At 60.4% G+C, this 25432-nt stretch carries 21 protein-coding genes; 13 read left to right on the forward strand and 8 right to left on the reverse strand.

The window, feature by feature from the left end:
* Positions 1 to 75: 75 nt before the first annotated feature.
* A complete protein-coding gene (gene mreB, locus IEY47_RS18795; protein ID WP_188985552.1) occupies positions 76 to 1113 on the reverse strand; it encodes a rod shape-determining protein MreB in 1038 nt (345 codons plus the stop codon).
* 337 nt (positions 1114 to 1450) lie between these two features.
* Between mreB and gatC the strand changes: the two genes are divergently transcribed.
* The 5 genes from gatC to IEY47_RS18820 all read left to right on the forward strand — a co-directional run bounded on the left by gatC (position 1451) and on the right by IEY47_RS18820 (position 6476).
* The gene (gene gatC, locus IEY47_RS18800; protein WP_188985554.1) at positions 1451 to 1738 is read left to right on the forward strand and encodes an Asp-tRNA(Asn)/Glu-tRNA(Gln) amidotransferase subunit GatC; all 288 of its coding nucleotides are present in this window, start codon (positions 1451 to 1453) and stop codon (positions 1736 to 1738) included.
* Positions 1739 to 1754: 16 nt separating this feature from the next.
* A complete protein-coding gene (gene gatA, locus IEY47_RS18805; RefSeq protein ID WP_188985556.1) occupies positions 1755 to 3206 on the forward strand; it encodes an Asp-tRNA(Asn)/Glu-tRNA(Gln) amidotransferase subunit GatA in 1452 nt (483 codons plus the stop codon).
* 11 nt (positions 3207 to 3217) lie between these two features.
* Complete coding sequence (gatB, locus tag IEY47_RS18810; protein WP_188985558.1) at positions 3218 to 4666, forward strand: Asp-tRNA(Asn)/Glu-tRNA(Gln) amidotransferase subunit GatB; 1449 nt, start codon at positions 3218 to 3220, stop codon at positions 4664 to 4666.
* A gap of 312 nt (positions 4667 to 4978) precedes the next feature.
* Positions 4979 to 5356, forward strand: a complete 378-nt coding sequence (locus IEY47_RS18815; RefSeq protein WP_188985560.1) for a septal ring lytic transglycosylase RlpA family protein — start codon at positions 4979 to 4981, stop codon at positions 5354 to 5356.
* A 31-nt stretch (positions 5357 to 5387) separates the two neighbouring features.
* Entirely contained in the window at positions 5388 to 6476 is a 1089-nt protein-coding gene (locus tag IEY47_RS18820; protein WP_188985562.1) for a sodium:calcium antiporter, read from the forward strand.
* A 198-nt stretch (positions 6477 to 6674) separates the two neighbouring features.
* Here the strand turns inward: IEY47_RS18820 and IEY47_RS18825 are convergent, their stop codons facing one another.
* From IEY47_RS18825 to IEY47_RS18840, 4 genes are all read right to left on the reverse strand, one after another.
* Positions 6675 to 7097: a DUF4174 domain-containing protein gene (locus IEY47_RS18825; protein WP_188985564.1), complete on the reverse strand. Its 423-nt coding sequence runs from the start codon at positions 7095 to 7097 to the stop codon at positions 6675 to 6677.
* A 112-nt stretch (positions 7098 to 7209) separates the two neighbouring features.
* Positions 7210 to 8151, reverse strand: coding sequence for an AEC family transporter (locus IEY47_RS18830; RefSeq protein WP_188985566.1), 942 nt, complete (start codon positions 8149 to 8151; stop codon positions 7210 to 7212).
* Between the two features lie 98 nt (positions 8152 to 8249).
* The gene (locus IEY47_RS18835; RefSeq protein ID WP_188985568.1) at positions 8250 to 8810 is read right to left on the reverse strand and encodes a response regulator transcription factor; all 561 of its coding nucleotides are present in this window, start codon (positions 8808 to 8810) and stop codon (positions 8250 to 8252) included.
* On the reverse strand, positions 8807 to 10078 hold the full coding sequence (locus tag IEY47_RS18840) for an ATP-binding protein (protein ID WP_188985630.1): 1272 nt from the start codon (positions 10076 to 10078) through the stop codon (positions 8807 to 8809). Before IEY47_RS18840 ends, IEY47_RS18835 begins: the two co-directional genes overlap by 4 nt.
* A 197-nt stretch (positions 10079 to 10275) precedes the next feature.
* Here IEY47_RS18840 and IEY47_RS18845 point away from each other — a divergent pair, with 197 nt between their 5' ends.
* The gene (locus tag IEY47_RS18845; RefSeq protein WP_188985570.1) at positions 10276 to 10977 is read left to right on the forward strand and encodes an SIMPL domain-containing protein; all 702 of its coding nucleotides are present in this window, start codon (positions 10276 to 10278) and stop codon (positions 10975 to 10977) included.
* A 298-nt stretch (positions 10978 to 11275) separates the two neighbouring features.
* Positions 11276 to 12874, forward strand: a complete 1599-nt coding sequence (locus IEY47_RS18850; protein ID WP_188985572.1) for an ABC transporter substrate-binding protein — start codon at positions 11276 to 11278, stop codon at positions 12872 to 12874.
* Positions 12875 to 13150: 276 nt separating this feature from the next.
* On the opposite strand, the gene IEY47_RS18855 is transcribed toward IEY47_RS18850, so the two are convergent.
* Positions 13151 to 14374, reverse strand: coding sequence for a M24 family metallopeptidase (locus IEY47_RS18855; RefSeq protein WP_188985574.1), 1224 nt, complete (start codon positions 14372 to 14374; stop codon positions 13151 to 13153).
* Positions 14375 to 14501: 127 nt separating this feature from the next.
* Here IEY47_RS18855 and IEY47_RS18860 point away from each other — a divergent pair, with 127 nt between their 5' ends.
* The 6 genes from IEY47_RS18860 (at position 14502) to IEY47_RS18885 (ending at position 21030) form a co-directional block, all read left to right on the forward strand.
* Entirely contained in the window at positions 14502 to 15065 is a 564-nt protein-coding gene (locus IEY47_RS18860; protein ID WP_188985577.1) for a helix-turn-helix domain-containing protein, read from the forward strand.
* 189 nt (positions 15066 to 15254) lie between these two features.
* Positions 15255 to 16853, forward strand: a complete 1599-nt coding sequence (locus IEY47_RS18865) for an ABC transporter substrate-binding protein (RefSeq protein WP_188985579.1) — start codon at positions 15255 to 15257, stop codon at positions 16851 to 16853.
* A 208-nt stretch (positions 16854 to 17061) separates the two neighbouring features.
* Positions 17062 to 18072, forward strand: coding sequence for an ABC transporter permease subunit (locus IEY47_RS18870; protein ID WP_188985631.1), 1011 nt, complete (start codon positions 17062 to 17064; stop codon positions 18070 to 18072).
* Positions 18073 to 18076: 4 nt separating this feature from the next.
* On the forward strand, positions 18077 to 18994 hold the full coding sequence (locus IEY47_RS18875; protein WP_188985581.1) for an ABC transporter permease subunit: 918 nt from the start codon (positions 18077 to 18079) through the stop codon (positions 18992 to 18994).
* Between the two features lie 10 nt (positions 18995 to 19004).
* Complete coding sequence (locus tag IEY47_RS18880; protein WP_188985583.1) at positions 19005 to 20027, forward strand: ABC transporter ATP-binding protein; 1023 nt, start codon at positions 19005 to 19007, stop codon at positions 20025 to 20027.
* Complete coding sequence (locus IEY47_RS18885) at positions 20017 to 21030, forward strand: peptide ABC transporter ATP-binding protein (RefSeq protein ID WP_188985585.1); 1014 nt, start codon at positions 20017 to 20019, stop codon at positions 21028 to 21030. The genes IEY47_RS18880 and IEY47_RS18885 overlap by 11 nt, the downstream gene beginning before the upstream one ends.
* A 326-nt stretch (positions 21031 to 21356) precedes the next feature.
* Here IEY47_RS18885 and IEY47_RS18890 read toward each other — a convergent pair whose 3' ends face one another.
* The gene (locus IEY47_RS18890) at positions 21357 to 23849 is read right to left on the reverse strand and encodes a PepSY domain-containing protein (RefSeq protein ID WP_188985587.1); all 2493 of its coding nucleotides are present in this window, start codon (positions 23847 to 23849) and stop codon (positions 21357 to 21359) included.
* 313 nt (positions 23850 to 24162) lie between these two features.
* Positions 24163 to 25326: a type III PLP-dependent enzyme gene (locus tag IEY47_RS18895; RefSeq protein ID WP_188985589.1), complete on the reverse strand. Its 1164-nt coding sequence runs from the start codon at positions 25324 to 25326 to the stop codon at positions 24163 to 24165.
* Positions 25327 to 25432: the final 106 nt, after the last annotated feature.

The following is a 25432-nucleotide window of genomic DNA, read 5'->3' on the forward strand; positions in this document are numbered from 1 at the left end:
GGACCGATCTGGAGCAAGGACGTCACGCCCGTCTCGTTGCCCCATTACTCGGTCACGTTCGACCTGCTGCTCGACTTACTCGGTGGAAAGCAGATCCATGGCGTGACGGTCCATCATCTCCAACGCGCGACCGCCTCCACGCGCGACGCAAGTCAGAGGGTCCTCGGCGACGATGACGGGCAATCCGGTTTCCTGGGAGAGCAACTTGTCCAGATCACGCAGCAGCGCGCCGCCGCCCGTCAACACCAGCCCGCGCTCAGCGATGTCGGATGCCAACTCCGGAGGCGACTGTTCCAGTGCGCTTTTTACCGCCTGAACGATGGTTGCCAGGGACTCTTGCAGGGCCTCGAGCACTTCACCCGAGTTCAGCGTGAAGCTACGTGGCACGCCCTCGGCCAGGTTACGACCGCGAACGTCGATCTCACGAAGCTCGGCGCCTGGGAATGCCGCACCGATCTCCTGCTTGATGCGCTCCGCGGTGGATTCCCCGATGAGACTGCCGTAGTTACGGCGAACATAGGTCACGATGGATTCGTCGAAACGATCGCCACCTACGCGAACGGATTCCGCATAGACCACGCCATTGAGCGAAATCAGCGCGATCTCCGTGGTACCGCCGCCGATATCGACGACCATTGATCCCCGTGCTTCTTCCACCGGCAAACCGGCACCGATCGCGGCCGCCATGGGCTCTTCGATCAGAAACACTTCGCGCGCGCCAGCACCCAGTGCCGATTCACGAATGGCACGGCGCTCAACCTGAGTGGACTTGCACGGCACGCAGATGAGTACGCGCGGGGAAGGTTGCAGGAAGCTGTTTTCGTGCACTTTGTTGATGAAGTACTGCAGCATCTTCTCGCAGACGCTGAAGTCGGCGATCACGCCATCTTTCATCGGACGGATAGCGTTGATGTTGCCAGGCGTACGCCCGAGCATGCGCTTGGCATCGGTACCGACTGCAACGACGCTCTTCTGGTTGCCGTGATTACGAATGGCTACTACCGAAGGTTCGTTGAGGACGATGCCGCGATCGCGCACATAAATAAGAGTGTTGGCTGTGCCCAAGTCGATCGACAGATCGCTGGAAAACATGCCACGAAGCTTTTTGAACATGGAGATGATGACCCTAGACGAAGCGCGGGGAAAACGCTGGGTAAAAAGTGCGGCAAACTCTAACAACGCCGAACCTTTTGGGCAAGGCGGCAACTGCGCTAAATTGCGCGCGTTTCTGCGCTATCCGCTTCACGAACGCCGCGAATGCGCGCCTGTTCGGTGAGGATGTCCAGGCCCATCACGGCCCTGTGGAAACGACGTTCCCGCATCGACCGTACCTAACTAGCTATATAGTTAGTTAAACTAAGCGCCACCCATGAAGCGGGGCGCGGATATTTCACTGGTTTCCCGCGGTGGCCGTCGCCTCCCTCCTTCCGCTTTTTCGCTGGAGACCCTGATGGCGATTGAACGCTCCGAAGTGGAAAAGATCGCTCACCTGGCCCGCCTCGGGCTGGATGAAGCCGACCTGCCACGCACCACCGAAACCCTGAACAACATTCTCGGCCTGATCGACGCCATGCAAGCGGTCGACACCGATGGTATCGCGCCGCTGGCTCACCCCCTGGAAACTACGCAGCGCCTGCGCGTCGATCTCGTGACCGAGGCTAACCGTCGCGAGGCTTACCAAGCTGTCGCCCCGGCCGTGGAAGACGGCCTCTACCTCGTGCCGAAAGTCATCGAATAAAGGAAAAGGGTTTCCCATGCATCAATTGACCCTGGCCGAAATCGTACGCGGCCTTCAGGACAAGCAGTTCTCCTCCGAAGAATTGACCGGTGCGCTGCTCGCCCGCATCGCCGACGTCGACACGCGTTTGAACAGCTTCATCTCCGTCACCGGGGACCTTGCCATTGCCGACGCCAAGGCCGCCGACGCCCGTCGTGCGAAAGGTGAAAGCGACCCCCTGCTCGGCGCGCCCATCGCCCACAAGGACCTGTTCTGTACCGAGGGCGTGCTGACGACGTGCGGCTCGAAGATCCTGCACAATTTCAAGGCGCCGTACGATGCGACGGTCGTTGCCAAGCTCAAAGAAGCGGGTGCGGTCAGTCTCGGCAAACTGAACATGGACGAGTTCGCCATGGGCTCGGCCAACGAATCCAGCCATTTCGGACCCGTCAAGAATCCCTGGGACACCGAACGTGTGCCAGGCGGCTCATCGGGCGGTTCGGCGGCAGCGGTTGCCGCACGCCTGATCCCTGCCGCCACCGGCACCGATACTGGCGGCTCGATCCGCCAACCCGCCGCGCTGACCAACCTGACCGGCATCAAGCCTACCTACGGCCGGGTCTCGCGCTGGGGCATGATCGCCTACGCCTCCAGTCTCGACCAGGGCGGCCCCATGGCCCGCACCGCCGAAGATTGCGCATTGCTGCTTGGTGCCATGGCAGGCTTCGATCCGAAAGATTCCACCAGCATCGACCAGCCGGTCGATGACTACCTTGCCGTACTCGCCCAGCCTCTGGCTGGGCTGCGCATTGGCCTGCCGAAGGAGTACTTCGGCGCCGGCCTCGACCCACGCATCGCAGACAAGGTCATGGCTGTCGTCGAAGAGCTGAAAAAACTCGGTGCCACCGTCAAGGACATCAGCCTGCCGAATCTGCAACACGCCATTCCCGCGTATTACGTGATCGCACCCGCAGAAGCCAGCTCCAACCTGTCGCGTTTCGACGGCGTGCGTTTCGGCTACCGCTGTGAAGACCCGAAAGACTTGATGGACCTGTACAAGCGCTCGCGCGCCGAAGGCTTCGGTGACGAAGTGAAGCGCCGCATCATGGTCGGCACCTACGCCCTGTCCGCCGGCTACTACGACGCGTACTACCTCAAGGCGCAGAAGATCCGTCGCCTGATCAAGAACGACTTCGTCAGCGCCTTCGAAGGTGTCGACGTGATCCTTGGCCCGACCACGCCGAACCTGGCCTGGAAGCTCGGCGAGAAAGGTGGCGACCCGGTTTCTGCTTATCTGGAAGACATCTACACCATCACCGCCAACCTCGCCGGTATCCCCGGCCTGTCGATGCCCGCTGGCTTCGTCGACGGCCTGCCCGTCGGCGTGCAGCTGCTCGGCAACTACTTCCAGGAAGGCCGCCTGCTCAACGTCGCCCATCAGTACCAACAGGTGACTGACTGGCATCAACAAGCACCGAGCGGATTCTGAGGACGACACACATGCAATGGGAAACCGTGATAGGGCTGGAAATACACGCTCAGCTCAGCACTCAATCGAAGATTTTCTCCGCCAGCGCCACCACCTTCGGCGCCGAGCCGAACACCCAGGCCAGCCTGGTCGACCTCGGGATGCCGGGCACCCTGCCGGTGCTCAACGAAGAAGCGGTACGCATGGCCTGCCAGTTCGGGTTGGCCATCGACGCGGATATTGCCGAGCGCAACGTCTTCGCCCGCAAGAACTACTTCTATCCGGACCTGCCGAAGGGCTACCAGACCAGCCAGATGGATCACCCCATCGTTGGTAAAGGCTTCCTCGACATCACCCTGGAAGACGGCACCGTCAAGCGCATCGGCATCACTCGCGCGCACCTGGAAGAAGATGCCGGTAAGAGCCTGCACGAAGACTTCCATGGCATGAGCGGCATCGACCTGAACCGCGCCGGCACACCGCTGCTGGAAATCGTCTCCGAGCCAGATATCCGCTCCGCCAAGGAAGCGGTGGCCTACGTCAAAGCGATCCACGCCCTGGTGCGCTATCTCGGCATTTGCGACGGCAACATGGCCGAAGGCTCGCTGCGTTGTGACTGCAACGTTTCCGTACGCCCGAAAGGTCAGGAAGCTTTCGGCACCCGAGCCGAGATCAAGAACGTCAACTCGTTCCGCTTCATCGAGAAAGCAATCAACCACGAAGTGCAGCGTCAGATTGAGCTGATCGAAGACGGCGGCAAGGTGGTGCAGGAAACCCGCCTGTACGATCCGAACAAGGATCAGACCCGCTCCATGCGCAGCAAGGAAGAAGCCAACGACTACCGTTACTTCCCCTGCCCCGACCTGCTGCCTGTGGTGATCGAGCAGAGCTTCCTCGACGACCTACGCAGTAAGCTGCCAGAGCTGCCACCGCAAAAGCGCGAGCGCTTCGAGAGCCAGTTCGGTCTTTCCACCTATGACGCCAGCGTGCTCTCGGCGAGCCGCGAGCTGGCCGACTACTTCGAGGCCGTCGAGAAGACCTGCGGCGACGCCAAGCTGTCCGCCAACTGGGTGATGGGCGAGCTGTCCAGCCTGCTCAACAAGGAAGGCCTGGAGATCGAGCAGTCCCCCGTATCCGCCGAACAACTGGGCGGCATGATCCTGCGCATCAAGGACAACACCATCAGCGGCAAGATCGCCAAGATGGTCTTCGAAGCCCTGGCCGCCGGCGAAGGCTCGAGCGCCGATGAAGTGATCGAGAAGAAGGGCCTCAAACAGGTCACCGACTCCGGTGCCATCGAGAAAATGCTCGACGAGGTCCTGGCCGCCAACGCAGAGCAGGTCGAGCAGTACCGCGCCAGCGACGAAGCCAAGCGCGGCAAGATGTTCGGCTTCTTCGTCGGCCAAGCCATGAAGGCATCCAAAGGCAAGGCCAACCCTGGCCAGGTCAACGAGCTGCTCAAGAAGAAGCTGGAAGGCTAGATGACGCGATCCCGGAACAGCGCCGCTCGAAGCCATGACGCTCTTCCCTCAGCTTGAGGTTGTGGCGCTTTTTACTCGTGGGAGCGGGCCATGCCCGCGAAAGATGGCATTCGGGTGAAGCGGTGCCGGGTTTGAGTACGCTTCGCGGGCGTGGCCCGCTCCCACAATAGGCGTTGATCCTTGCTCAAGACACTGGGGTTTAATTAATAAAAGATCTTCGACAGGTTCTTAGGCAATTACGCCCCATCTAAACGCGAACCGGCCGCTTCGCTTGCGGTCGATAAGCGACTCTCCGCCACAAGACAGATGCATATGCCCAAGTTCATCGCGCTGCTATTCATCCTCTTGCTTGCAGGTTGCGCCAGCCAACCCTCCGGCACCATCGATCCACATGGCTACAAGGCGGACGGAAAAGCCTCTTGGTACGGCAGCGCGCACCATGGCAAGCGGACCGCCAGCGGTGAACGCTTCGACCAAAACGCACTGACCGCAGCCCACCGAAACCTTCCGTTCGGGACGCTGGTTCGCGTCACCAACCTGTCGAACGACCGTAGCGTGGTATTACGTATCAATGATCGCGGCCCTTTTACGCGCAGTCGCATCATCGATGTGTCCCGTAAGGCCGCCGTAGCCCTCGACATGGTTCGAAGCGGTACGGCGAAGGTTCGCGTGGAAGCCCTTGAGCGCTGAGAACGCCTGAATGTCATCGCTGATACTGAGCATGAGCCCGTCCGTATACGTCTACCTGGGCCTCGGCTTGCTGCTCATGACCTTGGGCGCGCATGCCGTGATTCGCGGGCTTATTCGGCTGACCAGCCGTGGAGGCGGCAATGCGGTCGCTGCCGGGCTTATCGTGTTGATCGTTCTGGCAATGCCTGACACCGCTGTCAGCCTGAAAGCTACCGGAGACGGCCTGGGCGACCTGGCCATTGGTAGCGTCGTCGGTAGCGGTATCGCCAACCTCTTCCTGCTGCTGGGCGTTGCGGCAGTATTACTTCCCTTACGTGCCTCGAGTTTCGTCGTGAAACAGACGATGCCGGCATTTGCAGCCGCCATCATTCTCGTCTGGCTCCTCGCAGAGGACGGCACACTAACGGGTGTCGACGGTGGTCTGCTGTTAGCCGCATTCACGGCGTACTGCCTGTGGCTCGCGAGGTCGCACGGGCAGTTCTTTGAGGACCTACATCGCCTCACCCAGGCGCGCGTTACTCGTGGGAATTGGTCGTTTCTGCCCGTCTCGATCGAAATCACGGCCACGCTGGCGGGAATTGCGCTACTGATCGCCGGAGCCGAGGCCCTGACAAAAGGCGCTGTGGAGCTTGCCCGCGAGCTTGGCCTTTCCGACCTCGTCGTTGGCCTCACGGCCACTGCAGGTGGTACGGCACTCCCCGAACTGCTTGTCTGTATCGTCGCCGCACTCCGAGGCCGACCGCAGATTGCAATAGGCCTGCTGATCGCGAGCGGCATGATCAATCTGCTGTTTGTACTGGGTTTGTCGGTGCTGATCGCACCGGGCGAGCTATCCGTCTCACCGAACGCGCTTTCGTTCGATATCCCTACCGTTCTGTTCGCAGGCGCCGTGGTCATGCTTCTGCTGGCGGGGAACAGAATCATTGGGCGAGTGGGAGGGCTGATTCTGTTGGGGTACTACGGAATTTATGTGCTGTATCTGGCGCTGTTTTCCGCCGGGATGCCGCAGTTCGAGGCGTATCGGCATGCGGTGGTCTGGTATGTCGTGCCGGGTTCGCTGGTCGTATTGAGCGCATGGGCTGTTTGGCGTGCCCGGCGGGTTGCGTCTCTCAACGTTTAGCGTCCTTGTGGGAGCGAGCCATGCTCGCGAAAGCGATTCTAATCGCGGCGACTATGTTGATTCTGCCTGCGTAATTCGCGGGCAACCGGAGCGCCGGCCGGCCAGCTCCTACAAAAGATTGCGTCTGCCGCAAGACAGCGCCACCCCGATGGCGAGACAAAGCTATCGCGCTGAATCCATCGAGACAGTGGCTATTGATCACTGCCGCATCGGCATCTGATCGATCGTCGCAAAGATTTCTTTCGGCTCCAACGAGCCCTCCTGCCGCACCTTTACTCCGCCATCTTTACCCACCAGGAAAACCGTAGCCGGCCCTTCGGCTTTGGCGTCTAGCGCTCCCAGTAGAGCATCCGCCTGCTCCGGCGTGAGAGGCTCGTCGTTACGCGTTGCGCGACCATCCACGACACGGTACAGGACCATCTCGCGCTCGATGAATGCCTCGCGATTCTCAGGCGACTGCAACGAATCGTTGAGCGCTTTCAGGACGGGGTCTTCAGGAGAAGGAACGACGATGACCAATGGTCTTGTCTTCCAATGTTCAGCGTCGAGTGGGTTGACACTTTCGGCGTTGGCCGTCGCCGCGAAGGCCACACCTAACACGGCGAACAGGAACGACTTCATAGATAGCTCTCCGGCTGCACTCTCTTATTGAGTGACTTGCCGGATTTGCGCTTGGTTCTCGGAAATAGCCACACGGATGTTGCTTGGCGTTACCAAGCACACGCTACCCGCGTCAGATCCACTCGCCCCACTGCAGCACGATGATGCCGATGTTGGTCGTCAGCACCGCCATGAGCGTGGTGACCACGATGATCGCCGCCGCAAGTTCGTCATTCCCGTTGTAAGCACGCGTCATGACGTAACTGGCCGCGGCTGTCGGCGCACCAAAATACAGGAACAACACGCCCAAGTCCGCGCCACGAAAGCCCAACAACCAGGCGATGAACGTAAAGATGATCGGCATCCAGACCATCTTCACCAAGCTCGCTTCCAGCGCGACGCCGCTGCTCTTACGTAAGGAGGCGAGCGAAAGGGTGCCGCCAATGCAAATCAGCGCCAATGGCAGCGTGAGCTGAGCGAAATAGTGGCCAGAGGTCAGCATCCAGGCCGGAATGGGGATTTGGAACGCCGCAAATGGAATCGCGGCGACGACGCCGATGATAAGAGGATTGCTGACGATACTCTTGAGCAGACTCCATGGATCCGCCTTCGCCGTCGGGCTGTAGACCGCGAGCACGATGGCCGACAGGCTATTGTAGAAGATGATGACCGCTCCCGCCAGGATGCTCCCCAACGAGAGGCCATACGAGCCATACATGCTCGTGGCGAGGGCTAGGCCGATAATGCCGTTGTTGCCACGAAAAGACCCTTGGGCAAACACGCCACGATCCGCATAGGGGCACCGCCAGATCGCCCACGCCCAGGACAAGAAGAAGCCCAGCACCGATGCAATGGCAAAATAGATCAGAACGCCTGGCTGAAGCCCCGCATCGATGTCGACCTCAACGATGCCGAGAAACAACAGCGTCGGCATCGTCCCGTTGAAAACCAATTTCGATGCCGTATTGATGAAGGTCGTGTCGATTGCGCCAATCCGCTTGAGCAGCACGCCGATGAACAACATGGAGAATACTGGCGCGGTGATCGCTAGGGTTTGGCTAAGAATGGTGTACATGGGCGCACGATCATGAGCTGAAAGAAGTCCTGTGACGGCTCAGCCAGGAGAGCCGACACACGAAGTAACGACCACTCATCGCTTCTGGTCTCCGTCAATCAGCGACGTACGGGTCGCTTCTGCAACTTGCGCTGAAGGGTACGACGATGCATGCCCAGGGCCCGGGCCGTGGCGGAGATGTTGCCGTCATGCTCGGTCAGTACGCGCTGGATGTGCTCCCACTGCAACCGGTCCACCGACATCGGGTTATCCGGCACCAGCGTGTCCAGATCGGCATGCTCGGAAAGGAGCGCCGTCAGCACATCGTCAGCGTCGGCGGGCTTGCAGAGATAGTTACGCGCGCCACGCTTGATCGCTTCCACGGCGGTGGCGATGCTCGAATAGCCGGTAAGAATCACCACCCGCATTTCAGCATCGAGCTCGAGAAGACGCGGCAACAACACCAATCCCGAGTCCCCCTCCATCTTCAGATCGAGGACTGCATATTCCGGTAGATCCTGGCTGGCGACTGCCAAGCCTTCCTCAGCCGAACCCGCGGTGCTGACGCGAAAGCCACGCCGAGACATGGCCCGCGCCATCACCCGCGTGAAGGTCGGATCATCGTCTACCAGCAAGAGATGCGGTTGCTCCTCGCCTTCGACCAGTTGTTCTTCAGTCATAGCCCTTCTCCCGACGCCTGGCGCGGCAACCGTAGCTCGGTCAATGTTCCGCCACCCTGTTGGTTATAGAGTTTCACCGATCCGCCCGCCCGCGTCACGCTGGCCTGGCTTAGAAACAGGCCGAGGCCGAAGCCTTTGCCGTTGCTGCCCTTCGTGGTGATGAAGGGTTTACCGATCTGATCCGCGATATGCAGCGGAACGCCGCTACCGTTATCGCGAATACGGACGACCATGCCTTCCTCGCTCCAATCGATCTCGACGTCGAGATCCGTCGGGCAGGCATCGGCAGCGTTATTCAACAGATTCAACAGCGCCTGACTCAGATCCGGCGGAGGCACCAGCTGTGGCGGTTCGCCCTTGCCTTCGCACCGCTTGCGGTAGGTCACCTCCGGACGCATCAGATGCCAGCGTTCCAATACGGCGTGCACCCAATCGACCACGCTCTGCCGCTCCACAGCCTGCCGGCGCTCCGCTTCAGCCGCGCGAACCAGTTGCTGCAAGCTCTCCTTGCATTGCTTGACCTGCTCCTGGAGAACGGCCAAATCTTCCTGGAGGTGCGGGTCGGGATGATCTTCGCGAAGCTCCGCCAGCAGGACGCTCATGGTCGCCAACGGCGTACCGAGCTCATGCGCAGCGCCTGCGGCTTGCGTCGCCACGGCGAGCAATTGTTGATCCCGTAAGTCCGCTTCGCTACGCGCGGCACGCCGCAGTTCTTGGCGGCGGAGCTCTTCGGACATGCGCGCGGCGAAGAATGTGATCAGTGCAGCCGACAGCGCGAAACTCAGCCACATGCCATAGACGAACAGCGACTCGCGGCGAACGATGGTCGTGTCCAGCGGATGCGACCACATCACCAGCAGCGTGTAAGACGCCAGCGCCAATCCCGACAACGCCAACGTGAAGACCCACGGCAAGGTCGCGGCGGCGATCGTCAGCGGTACCAGGTAATAAGACACGAAGGGGTTCAGCGAACCGCCGGTGTAGTACAGCAGCACGCTGTGGATGACCAGATCGCACGCCAACTGCGCACCGTACTCCACTTCAGTGACCGGCCATGGGCCTCGCAGGCGAACGGCCGTGAGCGCACACAGCCCCAGCGATACGCAAAGTGTAATTGCCAGCGGCACCCACGGCAGATTAAGCAGGCCCGTGACATAGGCGAGCCCGACCGAGCCCGCCTGTGCCGCAAGCACGAGCAAGCGAATGAGGGTGAGCCGCCAAAGATTTTGATGGTTGGCGGACAGCAGAAGCGTAGGTGCGGCGGGCATGGCGTCTCCGTAGGGCTGCGCCAGTATAGCGAAGCCGCGGTCTGCCCTTGCCCCTTGCGGCAACCGGTCGCACTCTTCAAGCGAGCGCACACGTCCGAACAGAATGCGCTTGAGAAGGTCTTTCATGCACGCATCATCGACCGGTACCGTTTCGGCCGTCCACACGCGATGTTGTGACGTTCATAAAAGGAGAAGTCATGTCAGCCGTTACCCGTCTTTCCGCAGCTGTTGCGCTCATCGGCACCATTGCCCTGCCCCTGGCCGCCGCTGCCGATGAACCCCGCTACAACCAGATTTCGCTGCGCGCCGAGGTCAGCCAACAGGTTGCCCGCGACCGTATGGAAGTCACTCTGTACAGCGAAGCACAGGATAAGGATCCCGCCAAACTCGCAGCCCAGATTACTCAGACAATGAACGAGGCTCTGGCGACTGCGCGCAAAGCCAAGGACGTCAAAGTCAGCCTGGCGGGCCGTAGCAGCTACCCTGTCTATGAGGAAAAAGGCAAATCGATCATCGCCTGGCGCGAACGCGCTGAGCTGCGCCTGGAAGGCAGCGACTTCGCCGTATTGTCGAAACTCACGGGCGAGCTGTTGGGCGACCTGAGCATGGGCAACATGACATTCAGCGTGTCTGACCAGACCCGCAAGCAAAGCGAAGACGCACTCATCAAGCAAGCCGTGGATGCATTCAAGGCACGCGCCCAAATCACGACCGAAGCCCTTGGCGGCAAAACCTACAAGCTGGTCAGCCTGAACCTGAACAGTTCGGGATACCAACCACCGATGCGCATGCAGGCCATGGCCAAATCCGCCCGCATGGACGCGACCCCCGAAATCGAAGCGGGCACCAGCGACGTCACCGTCAATGCGGATGGCGTGATCGAAGTCGAGATGCCCTAAAGTCTCGATCGAAAGGCCGACACCGTAGCGCCCCTTGAGCATGGGCAGGATGGATCAGCGACCCAGTCGCGGAATCCACCGCTCACCTTGTCCAAGACGTCGCGTCGGCCGGTCGAACTGCCAGGTAAACGGTGGAAGCCCTTCGGGATTCCACCCGACGTCGGCAATCACACAACGCCTACCACGAACCCGCACTACGCTAAAAAGTACGAGACAACGCTCAACCCGGCACACCCCCTGCATACATCGACAAGCCACCCTGGCTCATGACTACAACGACAACCGATAAGAGGTCGAAATGCGCAAAACCCCATTGATCAACGCACTCGTCACCGCAGGTTTGCTGATCGGTACACCGCTTGCCCACGCGGCGGGAACCCTGGTGTTCTGTTCCGAGGCCAGCCCAGCGGGATTCGACCCCGCGCTTTACACCTCCGGCACTGAATTCGACGCGGCGGCAGAAACCGTCTTCAACCGTCTCACTCAGTTCAAGCGCGGCAGTACCGAAGTCGTACCGGGTCTTGCGGAGAAATGGGAGACCAGCGAAGACGGCCTCACCTACACCTTCCATCTGCGCAAAGGCGTGAAATTCCATACTACGGACTACTTCACGCCGACCCGTGACTTCAACGCTGACGACGTACTGTTCACCTTCCAGCGCATGCTGGACAAAGCACATCCCTTCCGCCAGGCGTACCCCACCGAATTCCCCTATTTCACCGGCATGAGCATGGACAAGAACATCGCCCAAGTGGAAAAGGTCGACCCGCAGACCGTGCGTTTCACCCTGCGCACGGTGGACGCAGCCTTCGTGCAGAACCTTGCCATGAGCTTCGCCTCCATCCAGTCGGCTGAGTACGCCGACAAGCTGCTGGCTGAAGGCAAAGCTGCCGACATCAACCAGAAACCCATCGGCACGGGCCCATTCGTCTTCAGCCGTTACCAGAAGGATTCCGTCATTCGCTACAAGGGCAATCCGACCTACTGGAACCCGGCGGATGTGAAGCTGGACAACCTTATCTTCTCCATCGCGACCGACCCTTCCGTACGCTTGCAGAAACTGCGCGCGGGTGAATGCCAGATCACGTTGAATCCACGACCGGCCGAGATCGAATCGCTCAAGGGTGACAGCAAGCTGCAAATGCCCGAGCAGCCCGGCTTCAACCTGGGTTACATCGCCTATAACGTCGAACACGGTCCGCTGGGCAAGCCGGAAGTGCGTAAGGCGCTGGACATGGCGGTCAACAAGGAGGCGATCGTTCAGGCGGTGTATCAGGGCGCAGGCCAGGTGGCGGTGAATGCCATGCCCCCAACGCAGTGGTCTTACGACAAGAGCGTGACCGATGCACCACGAGATCTGGACGAAGCGAAACAGCTGCTAAGCGATAACGGCGTCACCGAAGGCACTGAACTCACGCTATGGGCCATGCCCGTGCAGCGCCCGTACAACCCGAATGCGCGACTGATGGCCGAAATGCTGCAAAGCGACTGGGCAAAAATCGGCATCAAGGCGAAGATCGTCAGCTTCGAATGGGGCGAGTATCTCAAGCGCGCCAAGGCGGGCGAGCACGACATCATGCTCATCGGCTGGACCGGCGATAACGGTGACCCTGATAACTGGCTTGGCACCCTGTATGGCTGCGACGCAATCGGCGCGAACAACTACAGCCGCTGGTGCGACGAGAAATATGACAAGTCGATCAAGGAAGCCCGGACCCTCAACGATCAGGCGAAGCGTACGTCCCTGTACGAACAGGCTCAGCGTATCCTCAAGGACCAAACAGCGATCACGCCGATTGCACATTCGACGGTTTATCAGCCAATGAGCACCCGGGTGAAAGACTTCAAGATCAGCCCATTCGGGCTTAACTCGTTCTATGGGGTTAGCGTCGAGTAAGATTGGCGTGCCCTCGAGCATGGGCTCCCGCACGTCCGGGAACCCATGCTGACATGGCGCGGCGGCGAAACACGATTCGCGGGCATGGCCCGCTCCCACGAGAAAGCACCGTCAGAACATAGGTTGGATCAGCCATCCTGTGGCGCAATACACCGGTCACCAGACGCTGCTAGTCGGCCAATTCTTTCGAAGGTAGACGGTGGAAGCCCTACGGGATTCCACCGTACAATTGACGCGGTGAGCGGTGGATAACGCTTCGCGGTTATCCACCCTACGTCAGGCCTCCAACCCAAACGGATCATCGATAGAGTGGCTCGGCTGGGTGAACCAGCGTGGCCCCTGTGCATCCATGTAGAAATGGTCCTCTAGGCGGATGCCAAAGGCGCCCGGCACGCAAATCGTTGGCTCGTTACTAACGCACATGCCGGTGTCCAACTCCACCTCGTTGCCACCCACGAGATAGGGGGCTTCGTGCAGGTCCAGGCCGATACCGTGCCCCGTACGGTGCGGCAATCCTGGCAACGCATAGCCAGGCCCGAAGCCGTCGGCCTCAAGTGAACGCCGTGCCGCGGCGTCCAGGTCCCCGCAGCATGCACCCAGCCGGGCTGCTTCGAACACCGCCATCTGCGCCGTTTTCTCCGCATTCCACACGCGGCGCTGTTCAGCGGTGGGGTTGCCGAAGACATAGCTGCGCGTGATATCGGATTGATAGCCATCAAGTTGGCACCCTGTGTCGATGAGCACCATGTCGCCCGATTCCAGCGATTTGGGATTCATGACGCCGTGCGGGAAGGCCGTATCCGGACCAAAAAGCACGATGCAGAACGTCGATCCAGGAGCGCCTACCCGGCGGTGCGCCTGACGGATGAACTCCGTGACGTCCGACGTCGAGATGCCCTCTTCCAAGATGCTGGCAGTGGCCTGCTGAACGGCCAGCGTCATGGCCTTCGCGCGCTTCAACAGATCGATCTCGGCCATGGACTTACGCATACGCAGGGCGTCGATCAGCGGCCCGGCGTCGGCGTACTGGTACTCCGGATTAGCGCGGCGAATACTGTCGAACATGAAGAACGGCAAAGACGGGCACACTGCGACCGCGGCACCCCGCTGTGGTGAGGCGCCGCTGGCGCGAAGCACGTCGCCGAGCAAGTCGTAGGGGCTGGCATGCTCCTCCCACGTACTTAGCGCACCTTCGATCTGCATGAAGCTTTCCATCGTGCCAGTTTCGAACGTCGGCGCGACATAGTGCAAAGGCCCCCGAGCGGGTATGACGGCGACCACCAGCCGCTCACTCGCTTTCCAGACGATACCGGTGAAGTAGCGCAGGTTACTTCCGGCGTTGACCACCATTGCGGAAATGCCCGCTGCACGCATCGCAACCTGCAAGTGGACGATGCGTTGCTGGTATTCCGCAGCCTCGATTGGCCGTGCGCCTGCGGTCATGTCCCGCAGGGTATTCAACACCGAAACTTGAGATGCACCACCTACACCGATTGTCATAAGCTCACCTTAAATTTAAGCGTTACTTAAATTAATCGGAAATCGGCATCCCGTGAAGTGCTATTGAACGATCAAGCAGATCGATTAGAGCCGCTATACTGCTGCCACCTCCAGACAGAGCAGTTCAATGACCGTAGAGCAAATTGGCGAACGTCTCCGCCGTTATCGCCGCGCGGCTGGCAAAACCCTCAATCAGGTCGCCGCAGAAGCGGGCCTGACGGCCAGCTTCCTTTCCCAGGCAGAACGTAATCTGTGTGGCGTATCGATCTCGTCGCTCGCGAACATCGCCCGTGCCATTCAGGTGCCGCTCAACGCGTTGCTGGAGCAGCCCGAACAGCAAAAGCCGGACTCCCATACCGGGGAGCGGGTGCGGTATACGGTCGGTAGCCAGCCGTTGGTCTACGAGCGTTTGTCGAGTTCGTTCCCGGGCAATCCGCTCAACGCAGTGAAGATGAACATTCCGGTAGGCTATCAATCCGAACTCATCACCCACGATGGCGTTGAGCTGGCCTACGTTCTCTCCGGCCACGTCACCTACATCATCGAAGGCCGCGCCTATCCACTCGGCGCCGGTGACTCAGTGCACTTCGACGCATCCAAGCCCCATCGTCTTGGCAATAGCGGGACGGACATGGCCGAGATGATCAACATCACCACGATGCCGCTATTCGAGGATAAACGGGAATATTGAGCGAAGCGGCAGCTTCCGCCCCATTTATGGGCATGCCGCACGATATTAGTGCCACTTAAATTTTGATTTGACGGATATTTCAGCTTCACTTAATTTCGGGATCGCATTGACGCCGACGATTTCCATCGGCAGCCGAAGCGACCGAGCCCATAAGGCCAGTCGCTAGAATAACTAGACGAGGCTTTTCGCATGCGCAAGACCGCCCTGATTACCGCATTGCTCGCGACCGGACTGATCACCGCCAGCCCCCTGGCCAGCGCCGCCGGTACGCTGGTTTATTGCTCGGAGGGCAGCCCCGCAGGGTTCGACCCGGGGCAATACACAACTGGGACGGACTTCGATGCGAACTCAGAGACGATCTTCAACCGCCTAGCCGAATTCGAGAAAGGTGGTACCAAGGCTCAGCCTTCACTCGCGACCTCATGGGACATCAGCGAAGACGGCAAGACCTACACCTTCCATCTGCGCGAAGGGGTGAAGTTCCATACCACGGACTACTTCACGCCAACGCGCGACTTCAACGCCGATGACGTGGTATTCACCTTCCAGCGCATGCTCGACAAGGACCTTCCTTTCCGTAAGGCCTACCCAACCGAGTTCCCTTATTTCACCGATATGGGCCTGGACGCGAATATCGCCAAAGTCGAGAAGGTGGATGACAAGACCGTCCGCTTCGTCCTCAACGAAGTCGATGCCGCCTTCGTGCAGAACCTGGCCATGAATTTCGCGGCGATCCATTCCGCCGAATACGCTGACACCCTACTCAAGAACGGTAAGGCGGCCGAGATCAACCAGAAGCCTATCGGCACCGGCCCCTTCGTCTTCAGCCGCTACCAGAAAGACGCGGTCATCCGGTTCAAGGGCAACCCGAACTACTGGGATCCTGACAAGGTGAAGGTCGACAACCTGCTGTTCTCGATCAACACCGACGCCTCGGTGCGCATCCAGAAGCTCAAGGCCGGCGAATGCGATATCACGCTGAACCCTCGTCCTGCGGACCTAAAGTCGCTGCAGGCGGACAGCAAACTTAACGTACCGACCCAGCCGGGCTACAACCTCGGCTATATCGCCTACAACGTGACCCGCCCGCCGTTCGACAAGCTCGAAGTACGCCAGGCGCTGGACATGGCCATCAATAAGGACGCCATCATCGATGCCGTCTACCAAGGCGCCGGGCAGAAAGCAGTCAACGGCATGCCGCCGACGCAATGGTCCTACGACAAAGGCATCACCGACGCGCCTTACGATCCTGCCAAGGCGCGTGAGTTGCTACAAAAGGCCGGCATCAAGGAGGGTACGGAAATCACCCTGTGGGCCATGCCCGTGCAACGCCCCTACAACCCCAACGCCCGACTGATGGCAGAAATGCTGCAGAACGACTGGTCCAAAGTTGGCATCAAGGCACGCATCGTTAGCTACGAGTGGGGCGAATACATCAAGCGCGCCCATAACGGCGAGCACGACGCGATGCTCATCGGCTGGACCGGCGATAACGGTGACCCGGACAACTGGCTGGGCACGCTCTACGGCTGCGCCGCTGTAGACGGCAACAACTTCTCGAAGTGGTGCGACAAGGAATACGATGACCTGGTGGTCGCTGCAAAACGCACCACCGATCAGGCCGAGCGCACCGCGTTCTACGAAAAAGCCCAGGCCGTCCTCAAGCGTGAAGTCCCGATCACCCCGATTGCGCACTCCACGGTCTACCAGCCGATGAGCAAAACGGTGCAGGGCTTTCAGATCAGCCCCTTCGGTCGCAACAGCTTCATCGGCGTAGGCAAGGACTGACCGCGACGCCCCGCCTTCGCGGGGCGTTCTTCTTACGCCTTCCGCAACATCCGGTACGTCCGCTGCGTGAGGAATGTCTGCCCACAGACATGGTCGGACAGTTAAAGGTCTCCCTGCCATCCAACGCGCCGCCGCTGACCTGGCGCGGGCTCATCATTCGAACGTGGCGGCGCTCGCCATGCGCCGTCCTCAGGAGTCGATCACCACGATGCTCAGTTTCATTGCACGCCGATTGGCGCTGCTGATCCCTACGTTCTTCGGCATCACGCTGCTGACGTTCGCCTTGATTCGCCTGATTCCGGGCGACCCGGTGGAAGTCATGATGGGTGAGCGCCGGGTGGACCCCGAACTGCATGCCCAGGCAATGGAACGGCTCGGCCTGAACAAGCCGCTGTATCAGCAGTATTTCGACTACATCGGTCAGCTGGCGAGCGGCAATCTCGGCGAATCGCTCCGGACGCGTACCAGCGTCTGGAATGAATTCACCACGCTGTTCCCCGCCACACTGGAGCTCGCCTTCGGTGCGCTGATCTTCGCCGGCACCTTTGGCCTGCTTGCCGGCATGATCGCCGCGCTCAAGCGAGGGTCGCTGTTCGACCATGGTGTCATGGGCATCTCACTGACCGGCTATTCAATGCCGATCTTCTGGTGGGGCCTGATCCTGATCATGCTGTTTTCAGTCAACCTGGGCTGGACGCCGGTGTCCGGTCGTCTCGACCTGCTCTACGACGTTCCTCCGGTCACCGGTTTCATGCTCATCGATACGCTGCTTTCCGAAGAGGAAGGGGCATTCCTCGACGCGCTGCGCCATCTAATCCTGCCCGCCATCGTGCTGGGCACCATCCCCCTCGCGGTGATCGCCCGGATGACCCGCTCCGCTATGCTCGAGGTCTTGCGCGAGGACTACGTCCGTACGGCACGTGCCAAAGGGCTCTCACCGACCCGCGTCGTTGTCGTCCATGCGCTGCGTAATGCGCTCATTCCCGTGATCACGGTGTTTGGCCTGCAAGTTGGCACCCTGCTCGCAGGCGCCGTGCTGACCGAGACGATCTTCGCCTGGCCCGGCATCGGCAAATGGCTGATCGAGTCCATCGGCGCGCGGGACTACCCGGTGGTGCAGAACGGCATCCTGCTCGTCGCCTGCCTCGTGATCCTGGTGAATTTCACCGTGGACATTCTTTACGGATTGATCAATCCGCGTATCCGGCACCAACGGTGACGCCATGACGACAAAAGCTTCTCTCTCCACAACCGCGTCCGAACCGACGCTCTACTACCCTTCGCCACTGCGTGAATTCTGGACCGCGTTCAGCCGCAACAAAGGCGCACTTGCCGGCTTTCTGTACATGCTGGTCCTCGCCTTTTGCGCCTTGTTCGCTCCCTGGGTCGCCCCCTTCGATCCCAGCGAGCAGTTTCGCGACAACCTCCTCACGCCACCCGCGTGGCTCGAGGGCGGTACGACGCAGTTCCTACTAGGCACCGACGAAGTCGGCCGCGACATGCTGTCGCGACTCATCCACGGTGCGCGCTTGTCACTGCTTATCGGTCTGGCTTCGGTGGTGTTCTCGCTGATCCCTGGGATCCTGCTCGGCCTGCTCGCTGGCTTCTCACCGACACGCCTGGGGCCGCCCATCATGCGCATGATGGATGTCATGCTCGCCCTGCCTTCGCTGCTCCTGGCCGTGGCGATCGTCGCCATCTTGGGCCCTGGCCTGATCAACACGATTTTCGCCATCGCCATCGTCTCGCTGCCCTCCTACGTGCGCCTGACCCGCGCCGCAGTGATGACCGAATTGAACCGCGACTACGTGACCGCTTCGCGCATCGCCGGTGCCGGCACCCTGCGCCTGATGTTCATCAGCGTTCTGCCGAACTGCATGGCCCCGCTGATCGTCCAGGCGACGCTGAGCTTCTCGTCGGCCATCCTGGATGCGGCGGCGCTTGGATTTCTTGGCTTGGGTGTCCAACCGCCGACACCTGAGTGGGGCACCATGCTCGCCTCCGCACGAGACTACATCGAACGTGCATGGTGGGTTGTCTCGCTGCCTGGACTTGCGATCCTGCTGAGCGTGTTGGCCATCAACCTCATGGGCGACGGGCTGCGCGATGCGCTCGATCCACGCCTGAAGAATGCTGCGTGAGGACATAGAAATGAGCCTGCTCGATATCCACAATCTCAATGTTCGCTTCGGCGGGCGGGATGCGCCGCCCGTGGTCGAAGGGCTGGACCTGTCCATCGACGCCGGCGAAGTCTTGGCCATCGTCGGAGAATCCGGGTCCGGCAAATCCGTCACCATGATGGCGCTGATGGGCCTGATCGATCACCCTGGAATCGTCACTGCGGACCAGATGCAGTTTCTCGGCCACGACCTGCTGACCATTCGCGGGCGTAAGCGCCGGCAGTTGATTGGTAAGGACATGGCGATGGTCTTTCAGGACCCGATGACGGCGCTGAACCCGGCGTACACCGTGGGTTACCAGATCGAGGAAGTCCTGCGTCAGCATCTGAATCTGAAAGGCAGCGCCGCGCGCAAACGGGCGCTCGAATTGCTGGAGCGCGTCGAAATTCCTGCGGCTGAAAGCCGCCTGGATGCCTACCCGCACCAGCTGTCCGGCGGCATGAGCCAACGTGTCGCCATCGCCATGGCGATTGCCGGCGAACCGCGCCTGCTCATCGCAGACGAGCCGACGACCGCGCTCGACGTCACCATTCAGGCGCAGATCATGGATCTGTTGTTAGCACTGCAACGCGACCAAGGCATGGCGCTGATCCTCATTACGCACGACCTTGCCGTGGTCGCCGAGACCGCGCGCGATGTCTGCGTGATGTATGCCGGCCAGGCGGTCGAGAAGGGCCACATTCCAACGCTGTTCGATGCACCAGCGCACCCGTACACCGAAGCGTTGCTTGCGGCCATTCCCGAGCAAGGCCAAGGCGAACGCCTGGCGACCTTGCCGGGCATCGTTCCCGGTCGCTACGACCGTCCAACCGGCTGCCTGCTGGCACCCCGTTGCCCCTATGTCCAGAACCGCTGCCAGAAACGCCCCGCACTGGAACCCTATGACCGCGGTGCGGTGCGGTGTTTCTTCCCGCGCAACATGGCGCCGGGCGAGGCGCCCAGCGTGAGCGCTGAGCATCGGCTCGAAGTCGGAGGCCACCACTATGCCCACTGAACACTCTGCTGATCCCGTTCTCACGGCGCGCGATCTGACTCGCCATTACCACGTCTCCCGTGGGCTGTTCAAAGGCGACGCCGTGGTCCGCGCGTTGAACGGCGTTTCCTTCGAGTTGTACCCCGGTCAAACGTTGGCTGTGGTGGGTGAATCCGGCTGTGGTAAATCCACGCTCGCGCGCGCCCTCACGCTCATCGAGGAGCCCACGTCCGGCTCGCTGCAAATCGGCGGACGCGAGGTCGCGGGCGCGAGCCGCGCCGATCGTGCGCAACTACGACGTGACGTGCAGATGGTCTTTCAGAACCCCTATGCCTCGCTCAACCCACGGCAAAAAATCGGGGATCAGCTAGCCGAGCCGCTGATCATCAATACCTCGCTGAGCCGTAGCGAGCGACGTGAGCACGTACAAGAAATGATGCGCCAGGTGGGCCTGCGCCCCGAGCACTACCAGCGCTACCCGCACATGTTCTCCGGCGGCCAGCGCCAACGAATCGCTCTGGCGCGCGCCATGATGCTCACGCCCAAGGTACTGATCGCGGACGAGCCGACGTCGGCGCTCGACGTTTCGATCCAAGCCCAGGTGCTTAACCTGTTCAAGGACTTGCAGGAGGAGTTCGGCACGGCGTACGTGTTCATTTCCCACAACCTGGCGGTCGTACGCCATGTGGCCGATCAGGTGCTGGTGATGTATTTGGGCAAGCCTGCGGAAATGGGACCGCGCGACAAGCTGTACGAGCGGCCCTTGCATCCGTATACGCAGGCGTTGTTGTCAGCGACCCCCTCATTGCGACCCGCCCCCGACAAGCCGCGTATCAAGATTCAGGGCGAACTGCCCAACCCGCTGTCGCCGCCGTCGGGATGCGTGTTCAACACCCGCTGCCCACACGCGACCGAGCATTGCCGTCAGGAAGAACCCGCCCTGCGAGAGGTGGATGGCAGGCAAGTGGCGTGTCATTACGCAGAGCGGTTCGTGGAGGGCGGCGAAATTTCGATTGCGTCCTGAGCCATTACAGGTGACCTCTCGAACGCCGGCGACTAAAGTCGCCCCTACAGGTTCGCACCTCGTCCAAAAGCCGCCCATTCCCGCTCTTCTGTAGGGGCGGCTTTAGCTGCGGACACTACAGGCTCGGCAGATTTCACCTGTAGCCTGTCACGCGCTAATCAGCTCTGGCCTACCCAAAGAAGCGTGTGGTCTTGCGATCGTTCGCGACTAAAGTCGCCCCTACAGGCCGCACTTTGTCCAAACGCCGCACATCCCTGCTCTTCTGTAGGGGCGGCTTTAGCCGCCTGCGGTGGGCCTAACAGCGAATTTATTAGCGTTGAACGCCATCAATACACGTCCCGACGATAACGCCCCTGCTCTACCAGGTCGTCGACTATCGCATCGCCGAGCACCGCTCGCAGGACACTATCTACCCCACCCGCCATGCCATTCAGACTGCCGCATACGTAAATCGACGCACCTTCGGCGACCCAGGCACGCAATTCGTCCGCAGCGTCACGTAGTCGGTCCTGCACGTACACGCGCTCAGCCTGATCCCGAGAAAATGCCAGGTCGAGGCGCGCGAGCCCACCATCGCTTAGCCAGCCACGCACTTCGTCTTCGCAATAGAAGTCATGCGCCGCGTTTCGCTCACCAAACAGCAACCAGTTCCGCGAATGTCCGGCGGCAATGCGTGCTTTGAGCAAACTGCGTAGACCCGCGAGGCCCGTGCCGTTGCCGATCAGGATTATCGGCCGATCCCCTTCGGGAACATGGAAGCTACTGTTGCTGCGCACCCGCGCGACAAGCGCCGCATCCGGCTGTAAATGCACGGTAAGCCAACCCGAACCCAACCCGAGGCCACCGTCAGGGAAGCGCTCCTGGCGCACGATCAGCTCCAACGCACCGTCCGCCATGATGGAAGCAATGGAGTAGTCCCGCGTTCCCAAGGGGGCGAGCGCATCCAGCAAAGCCTGGGCATGCAGCCCTACGAGGTGCTCGAAAGACTGTGGCAGTTCCCTGCTCGCCAGTGCCTGGAACAGCGGCTGCTCCTGGCCATCCACGACCACTGCGGCGTCTGCGTCGAGACCATATGCCGACAGCCAACCACGCACGTGCTCGTCACCGTGCCGAGGCTGGATCTGCAAGACATCGCCCGCATTCCAGATTTCCGGGCCTTCGAGTCGAATTAGGTAGGTCGGGCCGCCCTGACTTTCAGGGTTAAGGTGAACCCGTTCGCGCAACGTCCAAAGCGAATACGCCTGCTCAAAACGAGGCACTGCAGCAGTACCGGTCAGCTGACTCAACTGTGCTTGCCAGTCAGCGATGGCTCGTGCATCGCCATTGTCGACCTCGACCGGTTCGAACAGATGGCTTGCGCCTTCGCGGGTCAACCAACGGTTCACCTTTCGAGCGAATTCGCAGAACTGCTCGTATTGCCGATCGCCCAACCCGAGCACGGAAAACTGGAGCTTATCGAGCCCTAAAGCCTGTCCCAGCAGACGTCGTTCGAACGAGCGTGCACTGTCAGGCGCCTCGCCGTCGCCAAACGTACTGATGACGAAGAGTGCTTTATCCGCCTTTCGCAGCGCGTGTTCATCCAGCTGTGCCAGCGGCCTTACCTGAACCGGAAAACCCGCCGCCTGGAGCTGGCCCGCCGTCATCCAGGCTAACTGCTCCGCAAGGCCACTCTGGCTGGCAAAACCAATCAACCAACCCTCCTTCGCCTCCTTACCTGCCAACTCGCGGTTCTCGCGAATGCCCTTTTTCTTGCGCCGGCGGTCCAGATACAGGAGCCATCCCGTGACGAAGAAGATCGGCATGGAAAGGCTGGCGAGCATCATCAACACCCGTCCGATCACGCCGAAGTACTCACCGGTGTGCAGCGCGTAGACGCTGGCCAGCATCTGCTCGCCGAAGGCTTTATCGGCATAGCGTTCGTGGCGAACCATCTCCCCTGTTTTGGCATCCAGATCGACACGATCGAAGGCCCGCGCATGCGCCGCATCTTTCAATCGATAGCTGATCGTCAGCGGCTGACCCGCTGGCGAAGGCCGAATGCTCCAGGCCGCCAGTTCAGGCCCGGCAATTTCCTGCAAACGTCGCCAGACCATGGCGTAATCCGGTGCCTCCGTCATGCCTGCTCCACGGGGTAGGCGCTGTTCCGCTGCTTCGCCACTCAACAGGCGCGTCGCGCCTTGGCGATACCAGTCATAGGACCAGAACAGTCCGGTCAGGCCGGCCAGGAGATAGAACACGAGGCACCAGGTGCCGGCGATGGCATGTAGGTCCCAGTTGAACGCGCGGCCCTTCTTCGACCAGTCGAAGGTGAGCCAGGTACGCCAGCTCAAAGCCCGGCGTGGCCAGCGCAAGTAAAGGCCCGACAAGCAGAAAAAGATCAACATCAGGGTGCAGGCCCCGGTGATCTGCCGACCGGTCTGGCCCATTGCAAGAAAGCGGTGCAGTTGCAGCACGAAGCTGAAAAAGCCCTCGCCCGCCGGCTCGCCAAGCAGCTGGCCGGTATATGGGTCGAAGTAACGCATCGGTCCGCGACGTTCGCCCGGCGGAGGCTGGAAGAATACGCGCGAGGCGCCACCTTCATGGTTGACGATCAACGAGCTGACCGTTTTGCCGAAATCATGCTCCAGCCTTCCGACGAGTACTGGCGCAGGCAGCACGCCTTCCGGCTTGGCCTCGACTTGCAATACCTGCGGGTTGATGAGTTCGAGGATTTCTTCCTGAAAGGTGTAGAGCGCGCCGGTAATGCCCATCAGCGACAGCACAAGGCCTGCGGTGATGCCGAACAACCAGTGCAGTTGGAACATGACCTTTTTGAACACGGCGCAGCACCTCGCCCAATCGGCTCGCCGATGGGTCCATGTGTTATTGGATTTCCAAGGCGCCGGATTCTAGTTGAGAACGAGTCGCACCTATAGTCCAAAATGCGTGCTTTTACCGATTATTTACGAATGGTGCCCTGCTTTTTGTAGGAGCCAGCCGGGCTGCGATCAGCTTGCTGGCGATCGCGCTCCGTCAAACGACACCGCATCGCCGGTTAGATCTGGATCGCCAGCAAGCTGGCTCCTACAGGGGGTCTTTCGTCCGCCATCACGAAAAAAGGCCCGCAAGCGGGCCTTTTCCAGAGTCAACGCGTCAGACGTAGAACGACTTCAGCGGTGGGAAACCGTTGAATTCAACCGCGCTGTAGCTCGTGGTGTAGGCGCCGGTCGAGAACCAGTACAGGCGATCGCCACTAGAGAGGTTCAGGGGCAGGCCGTACTTATAGTGTTCGTACATGATGTCAGCGCTGTCGCAGGTCGGGCCGGCGATGACAACCTCTTCCATCTCGCCCTTCTTCTCTGTCCAAATCGGGAACTTGATGGACTCGTCCATGGTTTCGATCAGGCCACTGAATTTACCCACGTCGGTGTAGACCCAACGCTCGACCGCTGTGCGGGACTTGCGCGCCACCAGTACGACTTCACTGACCAGGATGCCAGCATTGGCAATCAGCGAACGGCCCGGTTCGAGGATGATTTCCGGCATTTCATCGCCGAAGTCTTCCTGCAGGAAGCGAGTGATTTCCTCAGCGTAGGTTTTCAGATCGTTCGTACGCTGGATGTAGTTGGCAGGAAAACCGCCGCCCATGTTGATCATCTTCAGCGTGATGCCGTCCTCTTCCTTCAACCGCTGGAAGATGAACTTGACCTTGGCGATGGCCGCGTCCCAAACGTCGATGTCGCGCTGCTGCGAACCGACGTGGAACGAAATGCCATAAGGATCGAGACCGAGCTGCTTGGCGAGGATCAGCAGGTCCAGCGCCATGTCCGGGTTGCAGCCGAATTTGCGCGACAGCGGCCAGTCCGCGGAAGTGGAACCCTCGGTGAGGATACGCACGTACACCTTGGCACCCGGTGCTGCCTTGGCAATGTTGCGCAAGTCCGCTTCGGAGTCAGTGGCAAACAGACGCACGCCCTTCTCGAAGAAGTAGCGCACGTCGCGCGCCTTCTTGATGGTGTTGCCGTAACTGATGCGCTCGGGACCGACACCAGCGCTCATGACTTTGTCTAGCTCATAGATTGAGGCGATGTCGAAGTTCGAGCCTTTGTCGCGCAACAACTCGGTGATCTCGATCGCCGGGTTGGCCTTCACCGCGTAGTAGATCTTGGCGAACGGGAAGCTTGTGACCAAATCGTCGTAAGCCTGCGAGATGGTGGCGGTGTCGATAACGACGAATGGGGTTTCCTGCTCGTCAGCGAACGCTTTCAGCTTATTGAAGGTGGCGCGGGGGTAATAGTCTTCGATCTTGATCGACATGCTGGGCTCCAAATGGCGGAACGGAAAAGGTCGGCATGCAAGGCCGGTGGCAATGGGAACAGCCTGTTGGGAACGCGCGTACAGGACGCGACTCCATTTCCCACCG

It is taken from the genome of Pseudomonas matsuisoli (assembly GCF_014647635.1).
Classification (GTDB): Bacteria; Pseudomonadota; Gammaproteobacteria; order Pseudomonadales; family Pseudomonadaceae; genus Pseudomonas_P; species Pseudomonas_P matsuisoli.

What these genes read in the sequence shown, in the direction of transcription:
- IEY47_RS18885 (WP_188985585.1), top strand. Translation starts at nt 20,017, where the DNA reads ATGCCCACTGAACACTCTGCTGATCCCGTTCTCACGGCGCGCGATCTG.
- IEY47_RS18840 (WP_188985630.1), bottom strand. Translation starts at nt 10,078, where the DNA reads ATGCCCGCCGCACCTACGCTTCTGCTGTCCGCCAACCATCAAAATCTT.
- mreB (WP_188985552.1), bottom strand. Translation starts at nt 1,113, where the DNA reads ATGTTCAAAAAGCTTCGTGGCATGTTTTCCAGCGATCTGTCGATCGAC.
- IEY47_RS18820 (WP_188985562.1), top strand. Translation starts at nt 5,388, where the DNA reads ATGAGCCCGTCCGTATACGTCTACCTGGGCCTCGGCTTGCTGCTCATG.
- IEY47_RS18895 (WP_188985589.1), bottom strand. Translation starts at nt 25,326, where the DNA reads ATGTCGATCAAGATCGAAGACTATTACCCCCGCGCCACCTTCAATAAG.
- gatA (WP_188985556.1), top strand. Translation starts at nt 1,755, where the DNA reads ATGCATCAATTGACCCTGGCCGAAATCGTACGCGGCCTTCAGGACAAG.
- IEY47_RS18830 (WP_188985566.1), bottom strand. Translation starts at nt 8,151, where the DNA reads ATGTACACCATTCTTAGCCAAACCCTAGCGATCACCGCGCCAGTATTC.
- IEY47_RS18845 (WP_188985570.1), top strand. Translation starts at nt 10,276, where the DNA reads ATGTCAGCCGTTACCCGTCTTTCCGCAGCTGTTGCGCTCATCGGCACC.
- IEY47_RS18870 (WP_188985631.1), top strand. Translation starts at nt 17,062, where the DNA reads ATGCTCAGTTTCATTGCACGCCGATTGGCGCTGCTGATCCCTACGTTC.
- IEY47_RS18865 (WP_188985579.1), top strand. Translation starts at nt 15,255, where the DNA reads ATGCGCAAGACCGCCCTGATTACCGCATTGCTCGCGACCGGACTGATC.
- IEY47_RS18875 (WP_188985581.1), top strand. Translation starts at nt 18,077, where the DNA reads ATGACGACAAAAGCTTCTCTCTCCACAACCGCGTCCGAACCGACGCTC.
- IEY47_RS18815 (WP_188985560.1), top strand. Translation starts at nt 4,979, where the DNA reads ATGCCCAAGTTCATCGCGCTGCTATTCATCCTCTTGCTTGCAGGTTGC.
- IEY47_RS18850 (WP_188985572.1), top strand. Translation starts at nt 11,276, where the DNA reads ATGCGCAAAACCCCATTGATCAACGCACTCGTCACCGCAGGTTTGCTG.
- gatC (WP_188985554.1), top strand. Translation starts at nt 1,451, where the DNA reads ATGGCGATTGAACGCTCCGAAGTGGAAAAGATCGCTCACCTGGCCCGC.
- gatB (WP_188985558.1), top strand. Translation starts at nt 3,218, where the DNA reads ATGCAATGGGAAACCGTGATAGGGCTGGAAATACACGCTCAGCTCAGC.
- IEY47_RS18880 (WP_188985583.1), top strand. Translation starts at nt 19,005, where the DNA reads ATGAGCCTGCTCGATATCCACAATCTCAATGTTCGCTTCGGCGGGCGG.
- IEY47_RS18860 (WP_188985577.1), top strand. Translation starts at nt 14,502, where the DNA reads ATGACCGTAGAGCAAATTGGCGAACGTCTCCGCCGTTATCGCCGCGCG.
- IEY47_RS18825 (WP_188985564.1), bottom strand. Translation starts at nt 7,097, where the DNA reads ATGAAGTCGTTCCTGTTCGCCGTGTTAGGTGTGGCCTTCGCGGCGACG.
- IEY47_RS18835 (WP_188985568.1), bottom strand. Translation starts at nt 8,810, where the DNA reads ATGACTGAAGAACAACTGGTCGAAGGCGAGGAGCAACCGCATCTCTTG.
- IEY47_RS18855 (WP_188985574.1), bottom strand. Translation starts at nt 14,374, where the DNA reads ATGACAATCGGTGTAGGTGGTGCATCTCAAGTTTCGGTGTTGAATACC.